This is a genomic window from Kribbella sp. VKM Ac-2569, assembly GCF_004216905.1.
Lineage (GTDB): Bacteria > Actinomycetota > Actinomycetes > Propionibacteriales > Kribbellaceae > Kribbella.
Genome location: NZ_SGXJ01000001.1, coordinates 469198 through 489898 on the forward strand (window position 1 = coordinate 469198; position 20701 = coordinate 489898).

At 63.2% G+C, this 20701-nt stretch carries 18 protein-coding genes; 8 read left to right on the plus strand and 10 right to left on the minus strand.

The genetic code is table 11. The features are described 5' to 3' along the window. Positions 1–4: 4 nt before the first annotated feature. Positions 5–547: a hypothetical protein gene (locus EV649_RS02150; protein WP_130379939.1), complete on the minus strand. Its 543-nt coding sequence runs from the start codon at positions 545–547 to the stop codon at positions 5–7. Between the two features lie 65 nt (positions 548–612). Next, entirely contained in the window at positions 613–1683 is a 1071-nt protein-coding gene (locus EV649_RS02155; protein ID WP_130379941.1) for a glycoside hydrolase family 172 protein, read from the minus strand. A gap of 127 nt (positions 1684–1810) precedes the next feature. On the opposite strand from EV649_RS02155, the gene EV649_RS02160 reads away from it, so the two are divergent. Further along, complete coding sequence (locus tag EV649_RS02160; protein WP_157996146.1) at positions 1811–2314, plus strand: SRPBCC domain-containing protein; 504 nt, start codon at positions 1811–1813, stop codon at positions 2312–2314. 6 nt (positions 2315–2320) lie between these two features. Here EV649_RS02160 and EV649_RS02165 read toward each other — a convergent pair whose 3' ends face one another. Beyond that, positions 2321–2848, minus strand: coding sequence for a hypothetical protein (locus EV649_RS02165; RefSeq protein ID WP_130379945.1), 528 nt, complete (start codon positions 2846–2848; stop codon positions 2321–2323). 142 nt (positions 2849–2990) lie between these two features. On the opposite strand from EV649_RS02165, the gene EV649_RS02170 reads away from it, so the two are divergent. Together EV649_RS02170 and EV649_RS02175 are read left to right on the plus strand one after the other, a co-directional pair. After that, positions 2991–6125: an amidohydrolase family protein gene (locus EV649_RS02170; RefSeq protein ID WP_241997664.1), complete on the plus strand. Its 3135-nt coding sequence runs from the start codon at positions 2991–2993 to the stop codon at positions 6123–6125. 101 nt (positions 6126–6226) lie between these two features. Beyond that, positions 6227–6661: a VOC family protein gene (locus EV649_RS02175; RefSeq protein ID WP_130379947.1), complete on the plus strand. Its 435-nt coding sequence runs from the start codon at positions 6227–6229 to the stop codon at positions 6659–6661. 3 nt (positions 6662–6664) lie between these two features. On the opposite strand, the gene EV649_RS02180 is transcribed toward EV649_RS02175, so the two are convergent. From EV649_RS02180 to EV649_RS02195, 4 genes are all read right to left on the minus strand, one after another. Continuing rightward, positions 6665–7786, minus strand: a complete 1122-nt coding sequence (locus EV649_RS02180; RefSeq protein WP_130379949.1) for a Gfo/Idh/MocA family oxidoreductase — start codon at positions 7784–7786, stop codon at positions 6665–6667. A gap of 53 nt (positions 7787–7839) precedes the next feature. Beyond that, positions 7840–8832 carry a serine hydrolase domain-containing protein gene (locus tag EV649_RS02185; protein WP_130379951.1) on the minus strand — a complete coding sequence of 331 codons (993 nt, stop codon included), beginning with the start codon at positions 8830–8832 and terminating at the stop codon, positions 7840–7842. Positions 8833–9084: 252 nt separating this feature from the next. Next, a complete protein-coding gene (locus EV649_RS02190; RefSeq protein WP_130383481.1) occupies positions 9085–9768 on the minus strand; it encodes a methyltransferase domain-containing protein in 684 nt (227 codons plus the stop codon). A gap of 126 nt (positions 9769–9894) precedes the next feature. After that, positions 9895–10341, minus strand: a complete 447-nt coding sequence (locus EV649_RS02195; protein ID WP_130379953.1) for a hypothetical protein — start codon at positions 10339–10341, stop codon at positions 9895–9897. 266 nt (positions 10342–10607) lie between these two features. On the opposite strand from EV649_RS02195, the gene EV649_RS02200 reads away from it, so the two are divergent. Continuing rightward, on the plus strand, positions 10608–10955 hold the full coding sequence (locus EV649_RS02200) for a hypothetical protein (RefSeq protein WP_130379955.1): 348 nt from the start codon (positions 10608–10610) through the stop codon (positions 10953–10955). A gap of 255 nt (positions 10956–11210) precedes the next feature. Here the strand turns inward: EV649_RS02200 and EV649_RS02205 are convergent, their stop codons facing one another. Both EV649_RS02205 and EV649_RS02210 read right to left on the minus strand, forming a co-directional pair. Next, a complete protein-coding gene (locus EV649_RS02205) occupies positions 11211–12755 on the minus strand; it encodes a hypothetical protein (protein ID WP_130379957.1) in 1545 nt (514 codons plus the stop codon). Next, positions 12724–13323 (minus strand): hypothetical protein, encoded by a 600-nt coding sequence (locus EV649_RS02210; protein WP_130379959.1) that lies wholly within the window; start codon positions 13321–13323, stop codon positions 12724–12726. The genes EV649_RS02205 and EV649_RS02210 overlap by 32 nt, the downstream gene beginning before the upstream one ends. A 942-nt stretch (positions 13324–14265) precedes the next feature. Between EV649_RS02210 and EV649_RS02215 the strand changes: the two genes are divergently transcribed. From EV649_RS02215 to EV649_RS02230, 4 genes are all read left to right on the plus strand, one after another. Further along, positions 14266–15246 carry an ATP-binding cassette domain-containing protein gene (locus tag EV649_RS02215; protein ID WP_241997666.1) on the plus strand — a complete coding sequence of 327 codons (981 nt, stop codon included), beginning with the start codon at positions 14266–14268 and terminating at the stop codon, positions 15244–15246. Continuing rightward, complete coding sequence (locus EV649_RS02220) at positions 15243–16043, plus strand: ABC-2 family transporter protein (RefSeq protein WP_130379963.1); 801 nt, start codon at positions 15243–15245, stop codon at positions 16041–16043. Before EV649_RS02215 ends, EV649_RS02220 begins: the two co-directional genes overlap by 4 nt. Before the next feature lie 37 nt (positions 16044–16080). Next, a complete protein-coding gene (locus EV649_RS02225) occupies positions 16081–16839 on the plus strand; it encodes an ABC-2 family transporter protein (protein WP_157996148.1) in 759 nt (252 codons plus the stop codon). 172 nt (positions 16840–17011) lie between these two features. Beyond that, complete coding sequence (locus tag EV649_RS02230; protein ID WP_241998075.1) at positions 17012–18073, plus strand: Gfo/Idh/MocA family oxidoreductase; 1062 nt, start codon at positions 17012–17014, stop codon at positions 18071–18073. A gap of 16 nt (positions 18074–18089) precedes the next feature. Here EV649_RS02230 and EV649_RS02235 read toward each other — a convergent pair whose 3' ends face one another. Next, positions 18090–18821 carry a hypothetical protein gene (locus EV649_RS02235; protein ID WP_130379970.1) on the minus strand — a complete coding sequence of 244 codons (732 nt, stop codon included), beginning with the start codon at positions 18819–18821 and terminating at the stop codon, positions 18090–18092. Between the last annotated feature and the right edge of the window lie 1880 nt (positions 18822–20701).

Genomic DNA, 20701 nt, shown 5'->3' on the forward strand with positions numbered 1-20701 from the left:
CCGATCAGTTCCGCTTCGCTCGCCTGAGCTCGCGCAGCCTCAGCCGGCGGAGCCTGTACCGACGGAGCCGCTGACGCAGGGTCTCGGACCCGCGCCGCTCGTCCTTCGTCAGCCAGGTCCATCCCCACGCGCCGAGCGCGAACAGCCCGGCAGCGATGGGGACCGAGCTGTACATCGCGAACGGCGACCTGTTGAAGACTGCGTTGTGCGAACTGACCCACACCGTCACATGCTCGCCCTCGTCCCGACGGTTGCAGGTCGACATCACGCCGTGGCGTGTGTCTCCGTCTGCGTCCGTCCAGGTCAGGTCGACCTCGTACGACGTGCCGTGGGTGTGCGTCGTCCCCTTGCCGTCCTTGCTCTCGCCGCACGGGCCATCGGCCACGGAGGCACCGGCAACAGCGACCACCTTCTCGGTGCGGAACGTCGCCTGCTCGAAGAAGTCGTCGGGATCGTCGGATCCCAGCAACAGGGCGAATCCGAAGATGATCGCCCACACGAGCGCACCAGCGACCGCCCAGCCGACGATGAACAGAACGCGGCGCATCCCACTACTCCCTTGTACGTCCCCCCGTGAACGTCACAGCGGTGGAGTATAGGCGTGACGCCGTGTCAGCAGATCTCCATCACGTCGTGGGTCGGCGCGTCGGGTCGCGCCGTACTCGTCCTGCCCGAGTAGAAGAACGCCGTGGACGAGATGTCGTCCTGTAGCGGCAGGTAACGTCCGCCGGAGCGCCAGCCGAGCGCCTGTACGTCGACGCGCAGCCGCTCCTTGAAGCGGACCGGGTCCGGCAGGTGGAAGCGGTACATGCCGAATCGCTGCTGGCTCTGGTACTGCCCGTCCGGCCGGATCACCTGAGGCATACCGAGGTACGGCGTACTGAACTCGGTGTAGCCGCCCAGGTGAGGTACGTCGAAGTTCCAGGCGCCACCGAAGTAGTCCTCGGTACCTGTGCCGCAGACGGTCGGGAACTCGTCGTCGCCGTCCAGGTAGAACTTCACCTCGCCCTCACCCCACCAGCCGGTGCTGTTGACGCCCCAGGCCAGGTAGGTGCCAACGTAATGCCCCGGCCCCTCCACACCGTCCAGCAACGTGTGCACCGTCTTTGAAGGCAGTGGGTTGCTCCGACGCCACTGCGCGTGCAGGTACGCCGACTTGTCCGGCACATCGCCCAGCCAGTAGTCCACCTGGAAGTACACGACCACTGCTTCGTCGTGTGTGTTCTCGATGGTCAACTGCGCCTGGGACTGGAACGGCATCTCCCAGTAGCAGTTGAAGCCGCCGTTGGGGTTCACGGCGACCGGCAGCGAGCTCACCTGGGCGAACTTGCCCCAGCCGGAGCAGAAGAAGTCACCGACCGGCGTCTCGATCGCGGGGGTGGCGTCGCCGTCCCAGAATGCCCGCAGTACCAGCCGGCGCCAGTGGTCGACATGCGTGGTCAGCCAGATGTGCGTGATGCAGCCGGACCCGGCGATGTCCGCCAGCGTCACGGTCTCCCCCGGCCCGATCTCGATCGACGGCGAGACCTTCCAGCCCTGGCCGAGGTCGCGGGCCGCGTGCGCGCCGGTCCCCTCGGTCCGCCGTCCACCCTGACCGGGCTCGCCGGTGGGGTTCTCCGCACTGATGGAGCGCGACTCGACGTCGGCGAGCGCGCTGATGCCGGTGAGGTTCCCAAGAGTCATACCCGCGACCTTAGGCCGCGCCCGGTCCGCTTAGAAATCGATTGCCCACCAAATGGGACTCGGCGTGGCCGACGCGGCTATCTCTGTTCCATGGGCGCTTATATTCATCGTGGGTTATATTGCTGGCATGGACAGTCGGCGCGGAACGGTCTTCACGACGGGCGACGGACGGACTGCGATCAGGTTCGAACGACTGCTGCCCCATCCACCGGAGCAGGTGTGGCAGGCGATCACCGATCCTGCGCGACTGTCCTCGTGGTTCCCCGCCGTGGTGGATCTGGATCGGCCGGTCGGGAGTGAGCTCTTCTTCGCGGTGACGGAGGAACAGCAGCGGCGGTACGGGATGGCGGACGACCCGGACCGCAAGCCGAACGGGCGCCTGCTGCGGAGCGAGCCGCCGACTGTACTGGAGTACGAATGGGCCGGCGAGCTCCTCACCTGGGAGATCGCTCGCACCTCGACGGGTAGCCGATTGGTGTTCACCAACATCCTGTCCGATCCCGAGGCCGCCGGACCTGCGTCGGCGGGCTGGGAGGCAGGACTGGAGGTCGTCGAGGCTCAGCTCGACGGCAGGCCTGTCACGTGGGACCCGTTGGATCGGGCCGAGGAGTTGAGCGCCGCCTACGAATAGCGGGCTTCAGCAGGAGCGGACCTTGGCGTCCAGGCCGTAGACAAAGGAGAGGCAGGCCCAGGGGCGGCCCTGGTCGCGCTTGGCGCGGATGACGAGTGGGTAGGCGTCTGCGCCGCGCACCTGCGGATTCTTCTCGGTCGGGAGCGTTCCTACTGCTCCCCCGCGTGCCTCGGCCGCGGCCTGCACGTCCGCGACCGAGACCGCGCTCTGGTTGTTCTTCTCCGCCGCGTTCTTCGCGTCGGTCGCGACCTGTAGCGCGAAGTCGATCTCCGGCGGCTTCGACCAGGCCGTCTGCGAGACCGGGATGATCAGCCCGAACATCCCCAGCCCGACCCCCGTCACGATCTGCCGCAGCCGCCGGGTTTGGTCGGTGGCCAGCAGCGCGGCACAGCAGACCGCGAGCAGGGCGGTGAGGCCGCGGAGGATCCAGTGCCGGTCGAGCCGGATGTCGACCGCGAGCCCGGCCACGACGGCGATCAACAGACAGAGCCCGGCCGCACCCAGCGCCCGAGCCCGCGGAGACAGAGATTGCATGGCGCAGACGATAGACGGTGAGCCGTTCGGCGCACGGTAGCGGCCGTTGGGCGCGGGACGCGCCGGTCAGGTTCGTGCGACTCGGACGGTACTGGCAGATTCGGAGGAGTCCCACCGCCCTCGAGGGATTGGATCCGATGACGTGAGCGAGAACCCTGGTTCCTGGAGCATTTCGCGGCGACGCGCGCTGCAGCTCGGCGGAGGCGCCGCCGCCGTCGGCGCCGTACAACTTCCGGCCCTGCCGACCGAGGCAGCCACTGAGGCGTCAACCGACAGACAGGCCGTGCTCAGCGAGGGCACGAACCTGATGGTGTCGGTGTCGCCGGACGGGAAGTGGCTGGCGTTCGACCTGGTGACGGCGATCTGGGTGACGCCGGCCGCGGGCGGTACGTCGCGCCGGCTCACCGACGACCTGCAGGACGCGACCCGCCCGCGCTGGTCGCCGGACGGGCGGTCGATCGTGTTCCAGTCGTACCGCGACGGGAACTTCCACCTCTGGTCGATCCGGCCCGACGGCAGCGGCCTACGGCAGCTGACCAGCGGACGATACGACCACCGCGAGCCGCACTTCACGCCCGACGGCCGATCGATCGTCTTCTCGTCGGACCGCGGCGGCTTCGGCGACGGGGGCAACACCGCGGGCAGCTACGGCATCCACCGCCTCGACCTTGCGAGCGGCGCGATCGTGGCGCTCACCGACAGCACGAGCGAGGAGGCCGAGCCGACCGTCTCCGCCGACGGCCGGAAGATCGCGTTCACCGTCGACACCAACTCGATCCTCGAACTCGACCTCGCGTCCGGTGTACGCACGACGATTGTCAACAATCAGACCGGGATCAGCCTCTTCGGCCCGTCCTACTCGCCGGCGGGCAAGCTCGCGTACGTTCGACTGACCGGTCCGTCTTGCGATCTGATTGTTGACAATCAGCAAGTCAGCGATGGACAGGATGTCTTCGCGGTCCCGCCGTCGTGGGCGTCGACGGACCTCTTCTACACGGCCGACGGCACGGTCCACCGGTACAACACCGCCGACGCCGGCGGCGAGCACAGCGTCGTACCGTTTGCAGCCACTGTCCCCGTGACGTCGCGGCGGCCGCGGCCGAAGGCTCCTGATCTCGAGTCGACCGGCAAGCGAGCGGTGCGCGGGATCGCGAGCCCGACCGCGTCGCCGGACGGGAAGTGGCTCGCGTTCCGCGCGTTGAACGCCCTTTGGCTGGCGTCGACCGACGGCAAGACGCAACCCCGCAAGGTGGTTGCCGACGGCTACTTCAACTCGGACCCGGACTTCTCGCCGGACGGCAAGAAGTTGCTCTACGCAAGCGATCGCGACGGTACAGCGGATCTGTGGCTGCACGATCTGGCAACGGGTACGAACACCAAGCTGTCTGGTCTCCCCGGCGCTCAGACTGCGCCGCGTTTCGCACCCGACGGGCAGCGCATCGCCTACCAGGACCAGGACGGCATCGCCTGGGTTCTCGACCTTGCCTCGGGCGAGGTCCGCCAGCTCACGCCGACGTTGTTCCAGCCCGGCCGGGTCAGCTGGTCGCGCGACGGCAAGACGATCGTCCTCGCCGCAGTGAAGCCATTCTCCAAACGTTTCCGCGAGGGCACGAGCCAGCTGCTGTACGTCGATGTCGCGTCGACCGCGCTCGAGTACGTCGAGCCGATGCCGTTCCGTTCGCTCGCCACTCGCGGCGACGACGGCCCCGTGTTCTCACCCGACGGCAAGCAGCTCGCCTTCGTGGTGGAGAGCCTGCTGTACGTCGTACCGGTCGATGCACGCGGCCGCTTCACCGGGGAGCCACGCGCAGTCACCAACGAAGTGACGGACTCCCCCGTGTGGCTGAAAAACGAGACGTTGATCTACCTGAACAACGGACGGTTGCGCACGACAACTGGTGAGACGATCAAGCTCGACCTGCAGTACCGGCGGGCGACCGTCAACCAGCACGTCACGATCCACGCAGGTGCGTTGTGGGACGGACGCGCGACCTCACTGCGCCGGGACGTCGACGTGGTCGTCGACGGTGCGCGCATCGCCGCCGTACGACCGCACAGTGGCCGTGCTGACATCGACGCGTCGGCGTTGACCGTGATGCCCGGGTTGATCGACGCGCACAACCATTGGCATCTGCGCGGACGGGCGTGGGGCGCGCGGCAGGGGAACCTGTGGCTCGCGTACGGGATCACGAGTACGCGCTCTCCGGGCGATCCGGCGTACCAGATGGAGGAGACCCGGGAGGCGCTCGTCAGCGGGTCCTTGCGCGGTCCTCGGTACTTCGCGACGGGTGAGGCGATCGACGGGTCGCGGGTGTACTACAACTTCATGCGGCCGACGTTGTCGCTGCGGCAGCTCGGTCTGGAGCTGAATCGGGTCGAGGGGCTCGCGTACGACCTGGTGAAGACGTACGTGCGGCTGCCGATCGAGTACCAGCGGCGGGCGATCGCGTACGTGCACCAGCTCGGGCTCCAGTTGTCGTCGCATTACCTCTATCCCGCGGAGCATCTCGGGATGGACGGCATGGAGCACACCGGCGCGACGAACCGGCTCGGGTACTCGCACACGGTCAGCCGGCTGGGACGCGCGTACGCCGACGTGGTGACACTGTTCACGCGAGCCGGCCTGTCCGTGACGCCGACGCTCTTCAACTCGACCATGGCGCACGTCGACGATCCGTCCCTGCTCACGGACCGCCGTACGACGACGCTGTATCCGTCCTGGGAGTACAACGCGCTGATCACCGAGGTGAATACCGCGAAGGGCCCGGCCGGCGTCACCACGCGCGAACTGTTGCGCGGCAACGTCGACATGGTGCTCCGGATCCACCGCGGCGGCGGGCTGGTCATCTCCGGTACCGACACTCCCCTCGACAACATGGCCGTGTCGCTGCACGCCAACCTCCGCTCGATGGTCGCGGGCGGATTCACGCCGTACGAGGCCCTGACGACGGCGACGCGCAACCCGGCGAAGTGGCTGAACCTGGAGGACAAGCTCGGCGTCGTGAAACCCGGAGCCCAAGCCGACCTGTCCTTCGTCAGCGGAGACCCGTTGGCCGACATCCGCGCGGCCGCCGCCGTACAACAGGTGATGATCGCCGGCAACCACTACACCGTCGACGACCTACTGACGCCGTACTCGTCCACGAACAACCTGCAGCCGACCGTCCACACCGCCAACGCCCCACAACCCCTGTCCCGCTCCCAAGCCCACGCTCACGACACCGACTACTGGTGGCACGAGCCCGAATGGCTCCACCGAGCCTGCTGCGAAAGCTAGAAGGAAATCGCTGCGTTCCGGATGTCGAGGGAGTCGCGTTGGGTCCGTCCTAGGTGTGTAAGCGGCCAGGACGGGCCGCGTGACTCAGAAGGAGCACCAGCGTGACGATTCAGCAGATGGCAAACGTCGGCATCGTCGTTGACGACCTGAAGGCCGCGGTCGCGTTCTTCATCGAACTCGGGATGGAGCTCGAGGGCGAAGCGGAGATCGAGGGCGCGTGGGCGGACCGCGCCGTCGGACTGGACGGCATCCGGTGCGGCGTGGCGATGATGGCGACCCCAGACGGTCACGGCCGGCTGGAGCTGTCGCAGTACCACAGCCCCGCGCTGCTCCCCAGCCCGAGGAACCAGCCGCACAACATCCTGGGTACGCATCGCGTCATGTACATGGTCGACGACATCGACGACACCATCGCCCGCCTGCGCCGGCACGGCGGCGAACTCATCGGCGAGGTAGCGCAGTTCGGCGAGAACACCCGGCTCTGTTACTTCCGCGGCCCGGCGGGCATCATCATCGGCCTCGCCGAATACAAGTAGGACTCAGAACGTCGTGGTGAGGGCCTGGGTCTGACCGGTCGCCGACGCGCGGTACGCGGATTCGATGATGTCGATGACGTGGCGCGCGTGTTCGGCGGTGACGATCGAGGGCTTGCCGTCGCGGACCCAGTCGACGAGCTGCATGACGTCCTCGTACACATGCTGCTCCTCGATCTCCCGGTGTACGCCGGTCACGTGCGGAAGCAGCGCCTGGTTCCCCGGCCCACGGGGCGAGAGCTCGGACGGGTTGCGGTTGGGGAAGTCGAACGGTTCGCCGTTGAGCAGCAGCCCGTCGATCGTTCCCGCCGTACCGTAATAGGCGCCGCCGAACCCTCCTCGCATCCCGCCCGCGGCGGTCCCGGTCGCGACACAGAACAGGTTGTCGCCGAAGTCGATCAGGATGACGGTGTTGTCGTCGGCATCGGTCTGTACGTCGACCCCTCCGCTCGTCCGGACAGGCACCCGTACGCCGGACATCGCCGTGACCCGCTGCGCCGGCCCGAGGATCCCGGTCACGGAATGCAGCGCGTAGACCGTCATGTCGTACAGCGGTCCGCCGCCGGGCTTGCGGAAGTACCACGACGGATCGATGTTCGTGAGTACGTCGTTCCCGCCGCGCACGGACTCGTCCTCGTGGTAGGTGCCGAACGCCGCACCGCAGCTCACCCACGACAACGTCCCGATCGCGCCCTCGGCAATCAACTCCCGTGTCCGCACATGATGCGGCCGCAACATCTCCCCCGGTGAGGCGACGATCCGCAGATCGTTGGCGGCTGCGAGCTCGATGAGTTCGGTCGCCTCGGCAACGGTGATTGTCATCGTCTTGTTGAAGTGCACGTGCTTTCCTGCCTGCAACGCGAGCTTGCCCTGCTCGTAGTGCAACCCGATCGGAGAAGCGATCGTCACCGCATCGACATCGCCGCTCGCCAGCAACTCCTCGTACTCGACGTACGCCCGCTCGACCCCGAACTTCTCGGCCGCCGCCTCCGCCCGCCCTGGCACGGGGTCACACACCGCGCCCAACGACACTCGGTCGGCGAGATCCGGCTGGCCCAGATGCGGAAGGAGCCCGCGAACCGAAATGCTCCCCGCACCGACAACACCGATCCGCACCGAATCCGCCATACCGGCAATGCTATTGGCGATCGCCGAACCCTGCGGCCGTGCGCGTTTCTGGTTCAGATGCCGAGCTGGTCGTTGAGGACCTTGACGATCGGCCAGGCGCCGTCGGACCAGTTCGCGATGACGGTGTAGGTGATCGATGACGACGGCTTGTGCAGGCTGGCGAAGGACACGCCTGCGTCGTACCCCTCGAGCCAGACGCCGTCGCCCGTCGCGTGGAGGTGGAACCCGAGGCCGTAGCGCCTGGTCTCCTCCGGCCAGTCGCTGCGCGGGCGCACCATCTCGGCGACGTGTTCCGGGGAGACGATCCGGCCGGCGAAGAGCGCGTCCCAGAAGGCGCTGAGGTCGGCGGCGGTCGAGTAGATGCCGCCGTCACCGCTGCCAATGACGGGGAGATGCAAGACGTTCGTTCGCAGGCCGTCGACATTCAGGTAGCCGAGCGCGGCGCGTCCGGGGAGTTCGTCGGAGCGCAGGAACTCGGTGTCGACCATGCCCGCCGGCTCGCAGACCAGCGGGCTCACCAGTTCGTGGAAGTTGATGCCGCTCGCGCGTTCGGCCAGCAGAGCGAGGACGACGTAGCCGCCGTTGTTGTAGGCGAACCGCTCGCCGGCCGGGAACACGGTCGCGTGCCCGTCCAGCACCGGCAGGTACTGCTCGGTCGTCGCAAGCTTGTGCACCGACACCGGCATCACATAGTCGGTGATATCGACCTCGTCCTCATCCAGGTAGTCCCCGATCCCGGACCGATGCGCCAGCAGATGCTCGATCGTCACGTCGTCGGCAATCAGAGGCAGATCCTGGCCGAGCAACGAACGGGCGGTGGTCTTGAGCTCGAACGTCCCACGCTCGATCAGGCCCATCACCGCCAACGCCGTCAAACTCTTCGTCCCACTCGCAGTCGCGAACTGCGTCTCGGCCGAGTTGAGGATCCCGTGGGCCCGGTCGGCGTACCCATAAGCCGAGCAGAACTCAGTCACACCTGCCCGATCGACACGAACCACACCCGAAAACCCAGTGCGTTCTGCGACCCCGTCCACCCCATCCCCCACGCCGCCGAAGCTACCACCCAGCCGCTGCCCCGCCCAGACGTTGCCCGCCGCTGCAGATCAACGGCGACCTCCCCCACTGATCACCCCCTCCGGGGACTGGGAACTAGCAATTGCCTATTCCCAGTCCCCGCCGCCTGTGCCGACAACGCCCGCCAAAGCCGCGCGCAGACGGTCCTCGCGCCTCCGGGCGTGTGAACCACCCACTCCGGCCCGCCGCGATGTCCGTTCACCTAGGACGGATTGCGTTTCAGCCTAGGTGTTGCGGTGGGCGATGACTCGGGTGAGACCGAGGGTCCGGCCGGCGTCGGTGTGGAGCATCTGGGCTTCTTCGCGTCCCGGCGTACCGCTGTCGTGGTCGCAGGCCTCGTTCCACTGCAACCAATCCCGCCATCCGTTGGGCAGTCGATCGGCGACCTCGACGGTGACCAGGCCAGTTTTCTCCCAGTGCCGCCGCCACCAGGCCGGGCTGTGCCAGGCACAGAAGTCCCATTGCCAGTACGCCGCGAGGTGTGGCGGCGGAAGCGTCTCGTACTCCTCGGCGAGACCGGGCTGGACGATGCCGATCTGACCGCCGGGCTTCACGAAGCGCGAGTAGTAGCCGAGGTACAGGTCGTCGGTGCCGAAGTAGTGGTAGGCGCCGATGCTGACGAGCGCATCGAAGAACCCCTCAGCGAAGGGCAGTGCATGAGCCTCGGCATGCACCGGATGCACCCGCCCCTCCAGGCCCGCCTCAGCCACCCGCCGCAGGTTCTCATCAGGCTGAACCCACAGATCAGCAGCCCACACCTCAACCCCAAACTCCTTGGCCAAAAAGACCGAACTCAACGCGGTGCCACACCCCATATCCAGCACCCGCATCCCAGCCTCGAGCGACATGAGCTCACTCAGAGCCTCCGCCTGCCACACAGCATTCGGCCCCATACCCCCATCAACCATCCACCGACCGGAGTACGCCGCAGCCCGCGGATACCGCTCATTCCGCAACAGGACCTCAAGCTCGGAATCATCCACGCAACCTGAGTCTTCGGCAGCACCCACAACCAATCAAACGGTTATTGACCCCTACGGCGTGATGGTGATCCGCAACGACGACGCCAACATCAACCTGCCGCCCTCGGTGTCCAGCTCGACAACCAGCCCCCACTCCCCCGGCGGAACGCCGTACCCCAGCTCAGGAACCACCGACGCCGTCCCGATCAACACAGGCACCGAACGACTCTCCTGAGGCCCGACCTCGAACCCCTTCCGTGCCAGGCAATGCGGACCAACGAACCGACCGACCACCCCACCGGAGCCGTCAACCACCGCAGCCGACAGCTCCCCGTTGCTGATCAACACCTCCGCACGCGCAGTCCGGTTGGTGACCAGCACATCCCGCCGCGCATCGTGCCCAGTCCGAACCACCAGCGGAGCCAGTGTCTCGACCTCGAAGCCGGCGTCACCGGCAGGCTCACCACGCAACTGGAGACTGTGCACATTCACCAACAGCTCCCGCCCAGGAAACCGCATAGCCCCAACATGCAGGTCGACGAGTTCCCCGTACGTCGCGTGCAACGAAGCCGCAATCTCCGTCGCCCAAGCGGCCAACCCAATCCAAATCCGCTTCTCGTACCGCTCACTATCCGGATCAGGCCACTCCACCAGCGCCCCTGGCGCCTCCGCCAGCAACCGCCGCAACTCGACCCGCAAGCTGTCCCAACCACCCACAACCCGACGATAACCCCTTCACCCATAGCCATAAGAGCCCTCACCAGCCACCATGCACAATGTCAGCCATGCTCCCGCTCTCCCGCCGCCGCCGCGAACGCCAAGCCACCGAAGCCGTAACCGTCCTGTGCTACGAGGCATTCATCTCCATTCGAGGCAGCGCCTACTTCGGCGAAGTCCGGTCAGCGACAGACGTCGGCCCCATAGATGTCGATGTCATCGAATGGATCCGCTCCCTCGCAGACGCCTGCCACAACCTGCCGCCCTCCCTACGCCCATCAGTCGCCAACGGCCGCAAACACCGAGCAACCGACGCCATGCAGTACCTACTGGCCACAGCAAGCCCCCTCCAACGCAAATGGATAACAGCCACCCTCACCGCCAACAACATCAACCCCGACAACTTGACCCACTAACCACCACCAGCTCCCGGTCGCCGGCAGGTCTCACGCGGACACTCACACGGACAGCCGACAGGTCCCCTCGGGTGCGAACCCACACTCGAAGCGCGGCTCCACATCAGAAGTAGCGCTCAGCAGCAGATCCGTCCATTGGCCGGCTCCCTCTGGTCGCCAGACTTCTAGCCTGGCGCATATCAGTTGGCGGATCACAAGAGGACCCGATTCAGAAGCCGTCCGGCCATCAGCGTCGCTTGTAGGTGGCCAGCCGCATCAGCCGTCGCTGGATATCCGGGTCAGTGCTGCCATTGCTCCGGGATAGTGCCGACTTCGGCACACCGCGCCTAAAAGTAGAGCTTCTAATTCTGCGCTGGTATGTGCGGTGGGCGTCTGTCCAGCGCGATCTGTCCACCTTGGGTAGTCGACGCGGGTTCGTGGAAACACATTGCCCCCTCCCCTCTTCCAACGAGCGAATCGCTCGTCCGCCGCGGTAGCGCTCGCGACGATCCGCAACGCGGACAGGTTTTCCAGAAGAGCGTCGTAGAGGTCCTGAGCGCCGATGACCCACAACGCGTCGAGCGCAACGGAGGCCAAGTAGCTTGAGTTTCGTAGCTCGAGAGTGGTGATGGATGTAGCGCCACCCACGAGCCGTTCGAATTGCGTCTCCTCGTTCTCGTCCAAGCTGCCGAGGCCGAGCCCGTTCTTGTCCGCATCATGCCGATCGAGTAACCAAATTGAGACCTTGCGCATGAACTGGACTGCAGCCTGTCGATCCTGGCGCGCTAGCACGACGACAAGTGGGACGAGACTCGCGGCGAACTGGTCTGATGGCGGTCGCGCTGTCCCGGGGTGGTCGGAGGCCAGAGTGGCGACCGCGTCGGCCGCCCGTGCGGAGACGTCCGGCTCACCCAACAAGGCGAGCAGGCCGAAGACCTCAGCGAGCCGGCAACATGTCGCTGGATACGTGATTACGAATCCAGCATCCATGACTGTGTCCGCGAGATGTTTCGGGCTGCTCAGCAACGGGGTCGCCTGATCCAGTAACTCGGTTGCATAAGAGGCGAAAAGTCGGAGCGAAGCGTCCGAAACAGTCGCCGGGCCAGCGTCGGCGGATGGTGGAACCCAAGCGGCACGATAGAGATGTAACGCTGTCAGCGCCGCGAGGTCCAGCCGTCGTACCGCCACGAGCTCTGTGCAGATTAGGGATGTTTCGATCGACGCTCGGGCGAGGCGATGCCGGTCGTCATCACCTGCTAACCACTGGCGACTGTGGCGCTCCAAGTTGGGTTCTGTCAGGGTCCGCCGGGCGATAGATGTAAGCAAGGCGACCAGCTCGTCCTGAACACCAATTTCCGTCAGCCCGAGTGAGGGGTCGAGGCACAGCCAGTCCAGCAAGGTGTAACGGTCCCAAACCTCAAAGTCCGCTAAGCCACGCTTCTCGCACGCCTTACGGAACTCCTGCGCGTCGACGGCAGCGGAACCTTTCAACCGCCCCGTGGTGACAAGAACCGCCACTCGGGGCAAGTCTTCGTCAAAATTGGGATGAGCTCTCGTATTATACTCGCACTCTTCGAGCTGCGGACGAATCGACCTCCAATCGCCTTGACCGATGTCGCCGGCCTTCGACTGGATGGAGTACTGCCTGATCGTCCCGTTCGCGTCTGTTCGCTTAGCTATAACATCCTTACCGAACTCAAATCCCCCGTGTATGAAGTGAATATCGGTGAATCCTTGAGCGGGTAGCACGGCAAGCAGCGGTGCATCAAACTCTCGCTCGGTTAGGGAATCAAGGAAGCTCCCGACGACGCCGCGAAGCATCCCATTCCTCCTTCCTACGTTCGAGCACCCGCCTGGCACGTTCCTCTTGCTCAGGTGTTGGCTTCCGGCCCTCAAGGCTCTTTGCCGTGTCGGGACCGACAACTACGAACAGACTCGGCTGACCGTTCTCATCGAACGCCATATCGATGGTTTCCATCGCCTCGATCATCACGTCGAAGTAATCGCGACCGTCGGCCTTGATGACTTGTCCCGACGCTTCACATATCTCGCTGATATGCTCAAGCATTCCGCGGGTCGTTTGAGAGCCCAACTCGTCCGCGAGATTGAAAACAAGGGCCAGAAACGCGGCAACATCTCCCATCAGTACGTCGTCTACATCGGCGGTGACTACGTGCTGAACCTCAATGCCACGGTAGAGGGGCGATGCCATTCCTGCCGCATCGGGGGAATGATCATCGGGTCTCGGAAGGTCGGCGACCCGTTCGCGGCGAACCGCGCCGAGAATCGGGTGGAGCTCACGACTGATCGAGTCCATCGCATTGTCCATCCATCTCGCTGCGCCCGCGCCATACTCGTGCGGCATCGCCCACAGCTCGGCTTCCGACATATCGCCTCCGATGCCTGTAGCTATGTCAAGCCTACGGGATGGCTTTGACATTCTAAGTGGAGCTGTCGACGGCGTTGGTCGGTCTGCCACAGAAACGGCCGTGTCGGCGAGTGGCTCCCTGCCCTCGAAGGTCAGCCTGCGTCATCGGCTTCCGCGACCGTAGCGCCATGACGGCGGGCCGTCGCCTTCGTAGCGGCGCAGCTACACGTGGACGAATAGCATGACACATGCACTCAGTCCACCCTTGACCTGCGGATTCACCCTGCCAGGCTGCTCATTCCGCGTTAGTGCACAGACCCTGCGTTCCGTTGATTTTGGCCTGAGTAGAGAGCGGACGCTCGCCGCTGACACAGGTCACCATCTTTCGGCGTGCCGGGATAACCAGGCGACTTTTGCCGAGCCGCCGGCATCTAAGGACCTCGTTCGGGCAGCGCCGGAGCGAGGTCCCGAGACACCACTCGACTCACCGCAATGTCGAACAACCGCGACAACCGATCCCTAACGCGAGCCCTCAACCAACGACACCAGTTCCCGGTCGAGCTCCGAGAGATCCGGCTAGGATGCGGCCAGTAGAGAGGCGGTCTGGACCTTTGGAAGGAACCATCGCGAACGTGTGCTCCGGCACCCTCATCTCGCTCGACAGTCGAGGCAACGTCAGGGCGAGTCCAAGAGACTCCATTTACCGACCATCCCGCGATAATCGCTAGTAGCGTCGAGGGGAATCTGAATGCAGGACATGGTGATGAGGTGCCTCAGAGCCTCGCGGCCTCGCCGGAGCCGGGCGCCTCTGATGCGGTCGGTTCCCCCGACGAAGATGGTCTCCATTCAGGTTCCACACCCTCCACGCCTGACGCGGTTCGTAGCTGCCGCACGGCGGCAAGCGTCTTCGAACCTCCGATACTGTTGGCCGGAGGGGCCACAGATGGCTGTCTGGACATGTCGATGATCGTTGCGGAGCATCTCGTCAAACAGTTCCATCGCCGAGCCGTGCCAGACGGCCCCGCCTCCAGGTTCCGGTCGTTGTTCGCGGCCCGTGAGGCCGTGCGTGCAGTCGATGACATCAGCCTCGCCATCGACAAAGGCGAAATAGTCGGGTTCCTGGGTCCGAATGGGGCCGGCAAATCCACAACCATCAAGATGCTGACCGGAATCCTGGTGCCGACCGCCGGTCGGGTCGAGGTGGCCGGCGTCGTACCCTGGCGGCATCGGCGCCGTAACGCACTCAACATCGGTGTCGTATTCGGTCAGCGGTCTCAGCTCTGGTTTGACTTGCCGCTGCGCCGATCGCTGGAGGCAATTCGGGACTTGTACTCAGTGTCCGCTGCCGACTACCGCAATCGTATGAGTCAGTTCGACGACTTACTTGACCTAGGATCCTTCCTCGATACGCCGGTCCGATCGTTATCCCTTGGGCAGCGCATACGCGGCGACCTTGCTGCGGCAACTCTGTATCGCCCACCGGTCCTCTATCTCGACGAACCCACCGTTGGGCTCGATGTAGTGGCCAAGGTCGCCTTGCGCGATCTCATAACAAGCCTCAACGTTGACGGCCGCACGACCGTCATGCTGACGACACACGACATGGATGATGTCGAGCAACTGTGCCAACGCATCATGGTCATCGACGGCGGAAAGATGTTGTACGAGGGCGACCTCAAGGACCTGAAGCGCCGATTCGCGCCGTATCGCGATCTGATCGTCACGCCGCGGTCTCCGAGCGACGCCGACCGAATCGACTCTGGCCTCGCTACACGCGTCAGTTCGCCAGGAGCCGCAAAAGTAACCCTCCGCTTCGACCCTCAGGAGGTGTCGGCTCCGGAGGTCATCCACTCGGTATCGAGCCAGTTTGAGGTGTCCGATATCTCGATCCTTGACCCTCAGTTAGAGGACGTCGTACGCCGCCTCTACGGAGGCAATCCATGAGGGCAGCGCTTCGCGGTACGGCGGCGATGGTCCGTCTTGGAGCACAATCGGCACTTCACTTTCGTGTCAACGTTGGGATCAGCGTGGTCGGCGCTTGTTTGCAGGCCGTCCTACTAATCGTCGTGTGGCGAAATGTCTACGCAAACCGTCAAACTGTTCAGGGTGTCGGCGTCGATATAGCTGTCCAATATGCGATCCTCTCTCTCGCAGTTGCTCATCTGGCACTACCGTTCCGGCTCTCCTCGCTCCCCGAGCGTGTGCGGCAGGGGGCGATCGCCACAGATGTCATTCGCCCCATTGGAGTCACGTCTCAGAACCTGGCCCATAGTGTCGGGGAAGCGGCGGCAGCCTTGCCGGGATCCGTCGCCGTCCTGATTGTGGGCTGCGCACTTGACGGCATTAGCGCGCCACGCGATCTGTGGGCCGCCGGCTTCTTCGTGCTGAGCGTGGGGCTCGGCCTCCTGATGGCGTGGACCATGAACCTAACAGTGTCGATGGTCGCATTTTGGACAACCGACACTCGTGGCACCTTTTACATTTATCGGACCCTCGCGACTTTCTGCTCAGGAGCGATTGTTCCCTTATGGTTCATACCAGAGTGGCTCGCACATATGCTCAACGCCCTGCCTTTTAGGCTCCAAATATTCGCTCCACTCGAAATATGGTTCGGACAGGTGACATACGATCACTCCAAACAACTGTTGATTCAACAAGCTAGTTGGCTGGCGGTCCTATTCCTCTTGTTACATCTGGTAGCCCGACGCGCTCTTCGGGTGGTGGTCGTTAATGGCGGCTAGCACACTGACCGCCCTCCGGGTTCTGATCAGATTGAGCTTGGCAACCGAACTGCAATATCGAGTCAACCTTCTCCAATCCTTGATCGGTGGCGCCGCAGCGCAGGCGACCCAACTGTTGTTCATCGGCGTGATCCTCACTTCATTCGGTGCAATTGGCGGTTGGTCCGCCAGTGAAGTCATGCTGCTAGTCGGATTGCGCATGGCAGCGCATGCGATCTATGCGTTCTTCTTCAGGCGCGTCATCGACAACGACCGCGTCGTTCACACTGGTGAATTCGATCGATATCTACTGCGGCCCGTCCCAGCATTCTTACAACTGTTGACACGCCAATTCAATCTCCAGCAACTAGGCGACATTTTCATCGCAGCGGCGGTCCTAGGAGTCGCCGTTCGCAATGCATCGATCGACTGGACCTTCGGATTGGCGCTATTTTGTGGCGCTTCAGTTATCGGTGGGGGCCTCATCGAGGCATCCCTTCAGACGATCCGCGCGGCGGCGGCATTTCGCCTCGCTAATACCGACGCCCTTATCGGAACGATTGACAGCTTGGTCGGAACGTACTCGAACTTTCCTCTACAGATCTTCGGAGGCTTTGCCTCCGCATTCTTCACGTTCGCCGTCCCATTAGCATTCATCGCATGGGCGCCGGCCGCCATCTTGCTCAACCGGAGTGCGGACCTAGGCTTCCCGGCAGAAATCGCTTGGTCGACACCGGCCTTCGGGCCCATCTTGATGATGCTCGCCGTCACCGTTTATCATCTTGAGTCACGACACTACTCGAGCCCTGGAAGCTAACGATCACGTCACTAAACTCCTTTTACAGCACACCGTCGCGTTGCTCATGCCCGGCACGCGTGGCGTGCAGCATAACGCAACTCACGGTGAGGGCATGGCAACAGGGCGAGGATGGCAAAGACCAAAGGAGTGAGCGCATATGAGAGCGAATCCAGATCCTCTGCGCGTGGGAATGGTTGGTTGCGGTCGCGTCAGTTCTAAGTACATCGAAGGGATTCATGCTTCCGACCGATTGTCGCTGGTTACATGTACTGATTTGAACCCGGCCAACGCACGAGTCGTCGCTAATGCTCACGGATTCGAGGTGGCTGATTCACTCGATGCTCTACTCCAGAACGACTCGGTTGATATCGTCCTCAACCTGACGCCTCCTCATGCGCACGAAGCCATCACGATCTCGGCCCTTGAGGCCGGAAGGCACGTCTACTCAGAGAAACCTCTCGCTACAACACGGGAAGCAGCGCGTCGAGTTGTCCGCACGGCAGCGTCATCCGCGCGCCTTCTTGCATGTGCGCCAGACCAGATCCTCACTGGTACTATGCGGGCAGCCCGCGAAATGATTGACGCTGGGCACATCGGCAACCCAGTAGCCGCCACTGCATTCATGATGAATCACGGCCATGAGCAATGGCATCCCGACCCAGGTGGATATTATGCGTCACCGGGAGGCGGACCATTCTACAATCGCGCTGGCTACTACGTGGGCGCCCTTATCAATCTGTTTGGCCCGGTTGTCGAGGTTTCAGCAATGGGCAGAACCACATGGCCCCATCGCGAGATAAAGACAGGACCCCGGATTGGCGAATTGATACCGGTGGAGGTTCCGACGCACATATCCGCAAATCTAGCCTTCGAAAACGGCGCCATCGCGACCGTAGTGACAAGCTTTGATGTCTGGAACACCAGTCTGCCAAGAATCGAGATCTATGGCTCGGACGCGACTGCTGTGTTGCCCGACCCAGTCACCAACAATGGCAGCGTTCTCATCCTGCCACGAGATGGCGGCGAAGCTCAGAACTTCCCTATGCGACCATCGCAATATCCTGTGGCTGGCACGGGGATACGCGATCTGGCGTCCGCCGTAGATAACAACGGCCAGCCCATATTGGACGCAGGTCTTGCTTATCACATCGTCGACATCATGGAATCCGTGCACGACTCCATGACTCAAGGTCGCACCCAGCAGATAGAAAGTTCTTGCCGTCGACCTGAGTTGGGTCGGCTGGCGTCGTAATGCGACACCCCTCGCCCTACAAGTTTGCAAAATTGGCAATCCTATCGACCGCGATCGCAGCTCCGTCCCGATTGAGGCGCGCTCGCCACTTTGTCACATTTGATCGAGTCTCACTATCAGACGAGAGGCCCTCAGCTAATGTGCGGATCTGCGCCCATGGGATGACCGACGGGTGAGTGGTCGGCGGGCGGAGAACGTACCCGAGGCCCATCCGCTCCATCCACCTGGCATTGAGTTCTCTCTCTGGACTCGGATCGAGGACGATAACTGACGGCAGTGATGCCTGGATGCAACTCAGACAGGACCCGTGGCCTCCAATGGTAACTGCACATTTGGCAGTTCTGGCTACCACACTCATGTCGAACATAACCTTTATGGAAGCTCGCCCGAATCGGGATGAATCGCGGAGACTCCGTGCGACACTGCCATCGCCCGTTGCTATCATGATTTCACTGCCGAGGTCGCCGAATGCATCGAGGAACTCCTCCGCCCGCGTAGCGTCGAACATAGTTCTGTAGAAGAATATGCCGTTGCGCTCAATATCATGACCGCCATCTGCAGCGCCTAGATCATTCAGCATTGTCAGCGGGCCGACATAGCTCACATTTCCGACTGTGTCCAGATCTGGAATTGGGTCGAACTCGGGAATGCTTGGAATGACGATCAACCCTCGCGCATACAACTCACGGAGATCCTCTGTTATTTCGGGAAGATCGAGAGAGGAAAGGACGCGATTGAATGGTTCCACCGCTAACGACCATGTCCGACTCGCGCCGTCATATGTGAATCCGACCAAATGCACCTGCTGACAGATCGAAACGGCCGGAACGCGTGCCGCAGTTGCCGCGACCATCGCGCTCGGTCGATTGTCGTGCACGACCACGTCCGCTCCTACTCGCGCGATCAAGGCACTGTCGGCCTCAACAGCATCTCGCACGTGATCGTGGTCCCTCCAGCACTGCCAGAGCTGACGCGGAATCAGGCTGGCGGGGTACACAACCGGCTCACAGTTCGCTTCTCGGACTAGCGCGACCTCTGCGTGCATATTCCGTACTGCAATGACCACGCGCCATCCTCGAGCCCTAGCTGCACGGCCAACGACAGCACATCGCGCTACGTGCCCAAGGCCGCCGCCCCAAGAGAGAAGTAGGAGCGTGGGCAGTGATCGCATAGACGTCAACCTTCCACCTTCATTGACCTCAACTCATGGGCTCCGGCTGCTAGAGTCACATGCCGTCAAGATCAATTGTGTCGAAAATGAGGTCCATGTGGCTCCAGACAGCCCGCACGATAGATTACCTCAGCACAGACCGGGCGACATCGTGGTTTGGCGATGCATCCAGGAGTCACGACCTGATTCACTCAGGCACATCACGTACGCAATGCCGGCCATCATGCTCAGCGACGCCGGTGATTCGATCGCGATCCACCATCTGCCAGGCTCAGTTCCCAAGCAACGATCCGGGTCAAGAGTGCAGGGACCTCGCGGGAACCGGATGCTGCCAAGTGGGTGGGACGGTTCATACGAAGATGCACCTGCGTTCATGGGCGAGAATGTGCGCGTGCATCTGAAGAGCAGGCAATACTCGATCTTGCGAAACTGGAACCCTGTACAGCGACAATTTCGTGGTTGGTACATCAATCTCGAATTGCCATGGAAGAGCTCTCATTGCGGCTATGACAGCGCTGACTTAATTTTGGACGTGGCCGTGTCAGACGATCTGAGGTCCTGGAACTTGAAGGACGAGGCAGAGTTTCGTTGGGCAGGCAAGGTAGGAATCCTGGATGCCTCAACCATGGAGTTCGCCGAGCGGCAGGCTAGGTCGGCGATCGATGATATCTCTCACCTACGGTGGCCGTTCTCAGCGGACTGGTCGCCATGGGCACCACATTCCAAGCCATTCGCGCCCAGACTCCCGACTGGCTGGGATCAGTTGGACGATTGAAGTTCGGGGTCCTCAGGCAGGTATGAGATCGATCCCGTCGTCCGGTGGCATCTTCTTCGTTACCCCTAGCGCGTCGGGGTGAACCACGGCAGGCGGCCGAATTGGCGTCGAGGCGATCCTTGGATCGTTCTCGCTTGTGTCTGTGGACATATTCGAGGTTTGCTCCGTGTCAATCGCTCAGCAAGGCCGTGGCCGGTGTTCGAGCGCCGGTCGTTGGGCCCGATAGGTCGGCTAGCTCGATCTTGACGTCACACCGGTCCAGATATTGCAAGCAGCTCGCGAGGTGCTCGCCAAGGAGTTTCGTCATGAGTGGAGGATCGCTCGATGACCTTGGTCTGCCCGTGACCTCACGGACATGTTCGTCGTGGTATCGGACGTACGCAGCAGCGCTCCAGGCCAGCACCTTGCCCTTGTCGTTCTCACTCTCACTACGGGATTGTCGTTCTCCCTCTCACTAGGGGATCGGATGTTGCCCCACGTCCCGATCGGAAGGTGCGGTCAACTGAGGTCAGACCTCCACCGTCTGCTGCACGTGGCAGCTCAACGGCCGGACGGGGCGGAGATCAGACCCAAGCGAGAGCAGTGCGACAGAACGCGATAAGCGCACCGCCAGCTGGCTGCCGGGACCCGGCGGCTGTGGCGTTGGCAGTGCCCCATTGCCCGGGCAGTCCTTGACCAACTC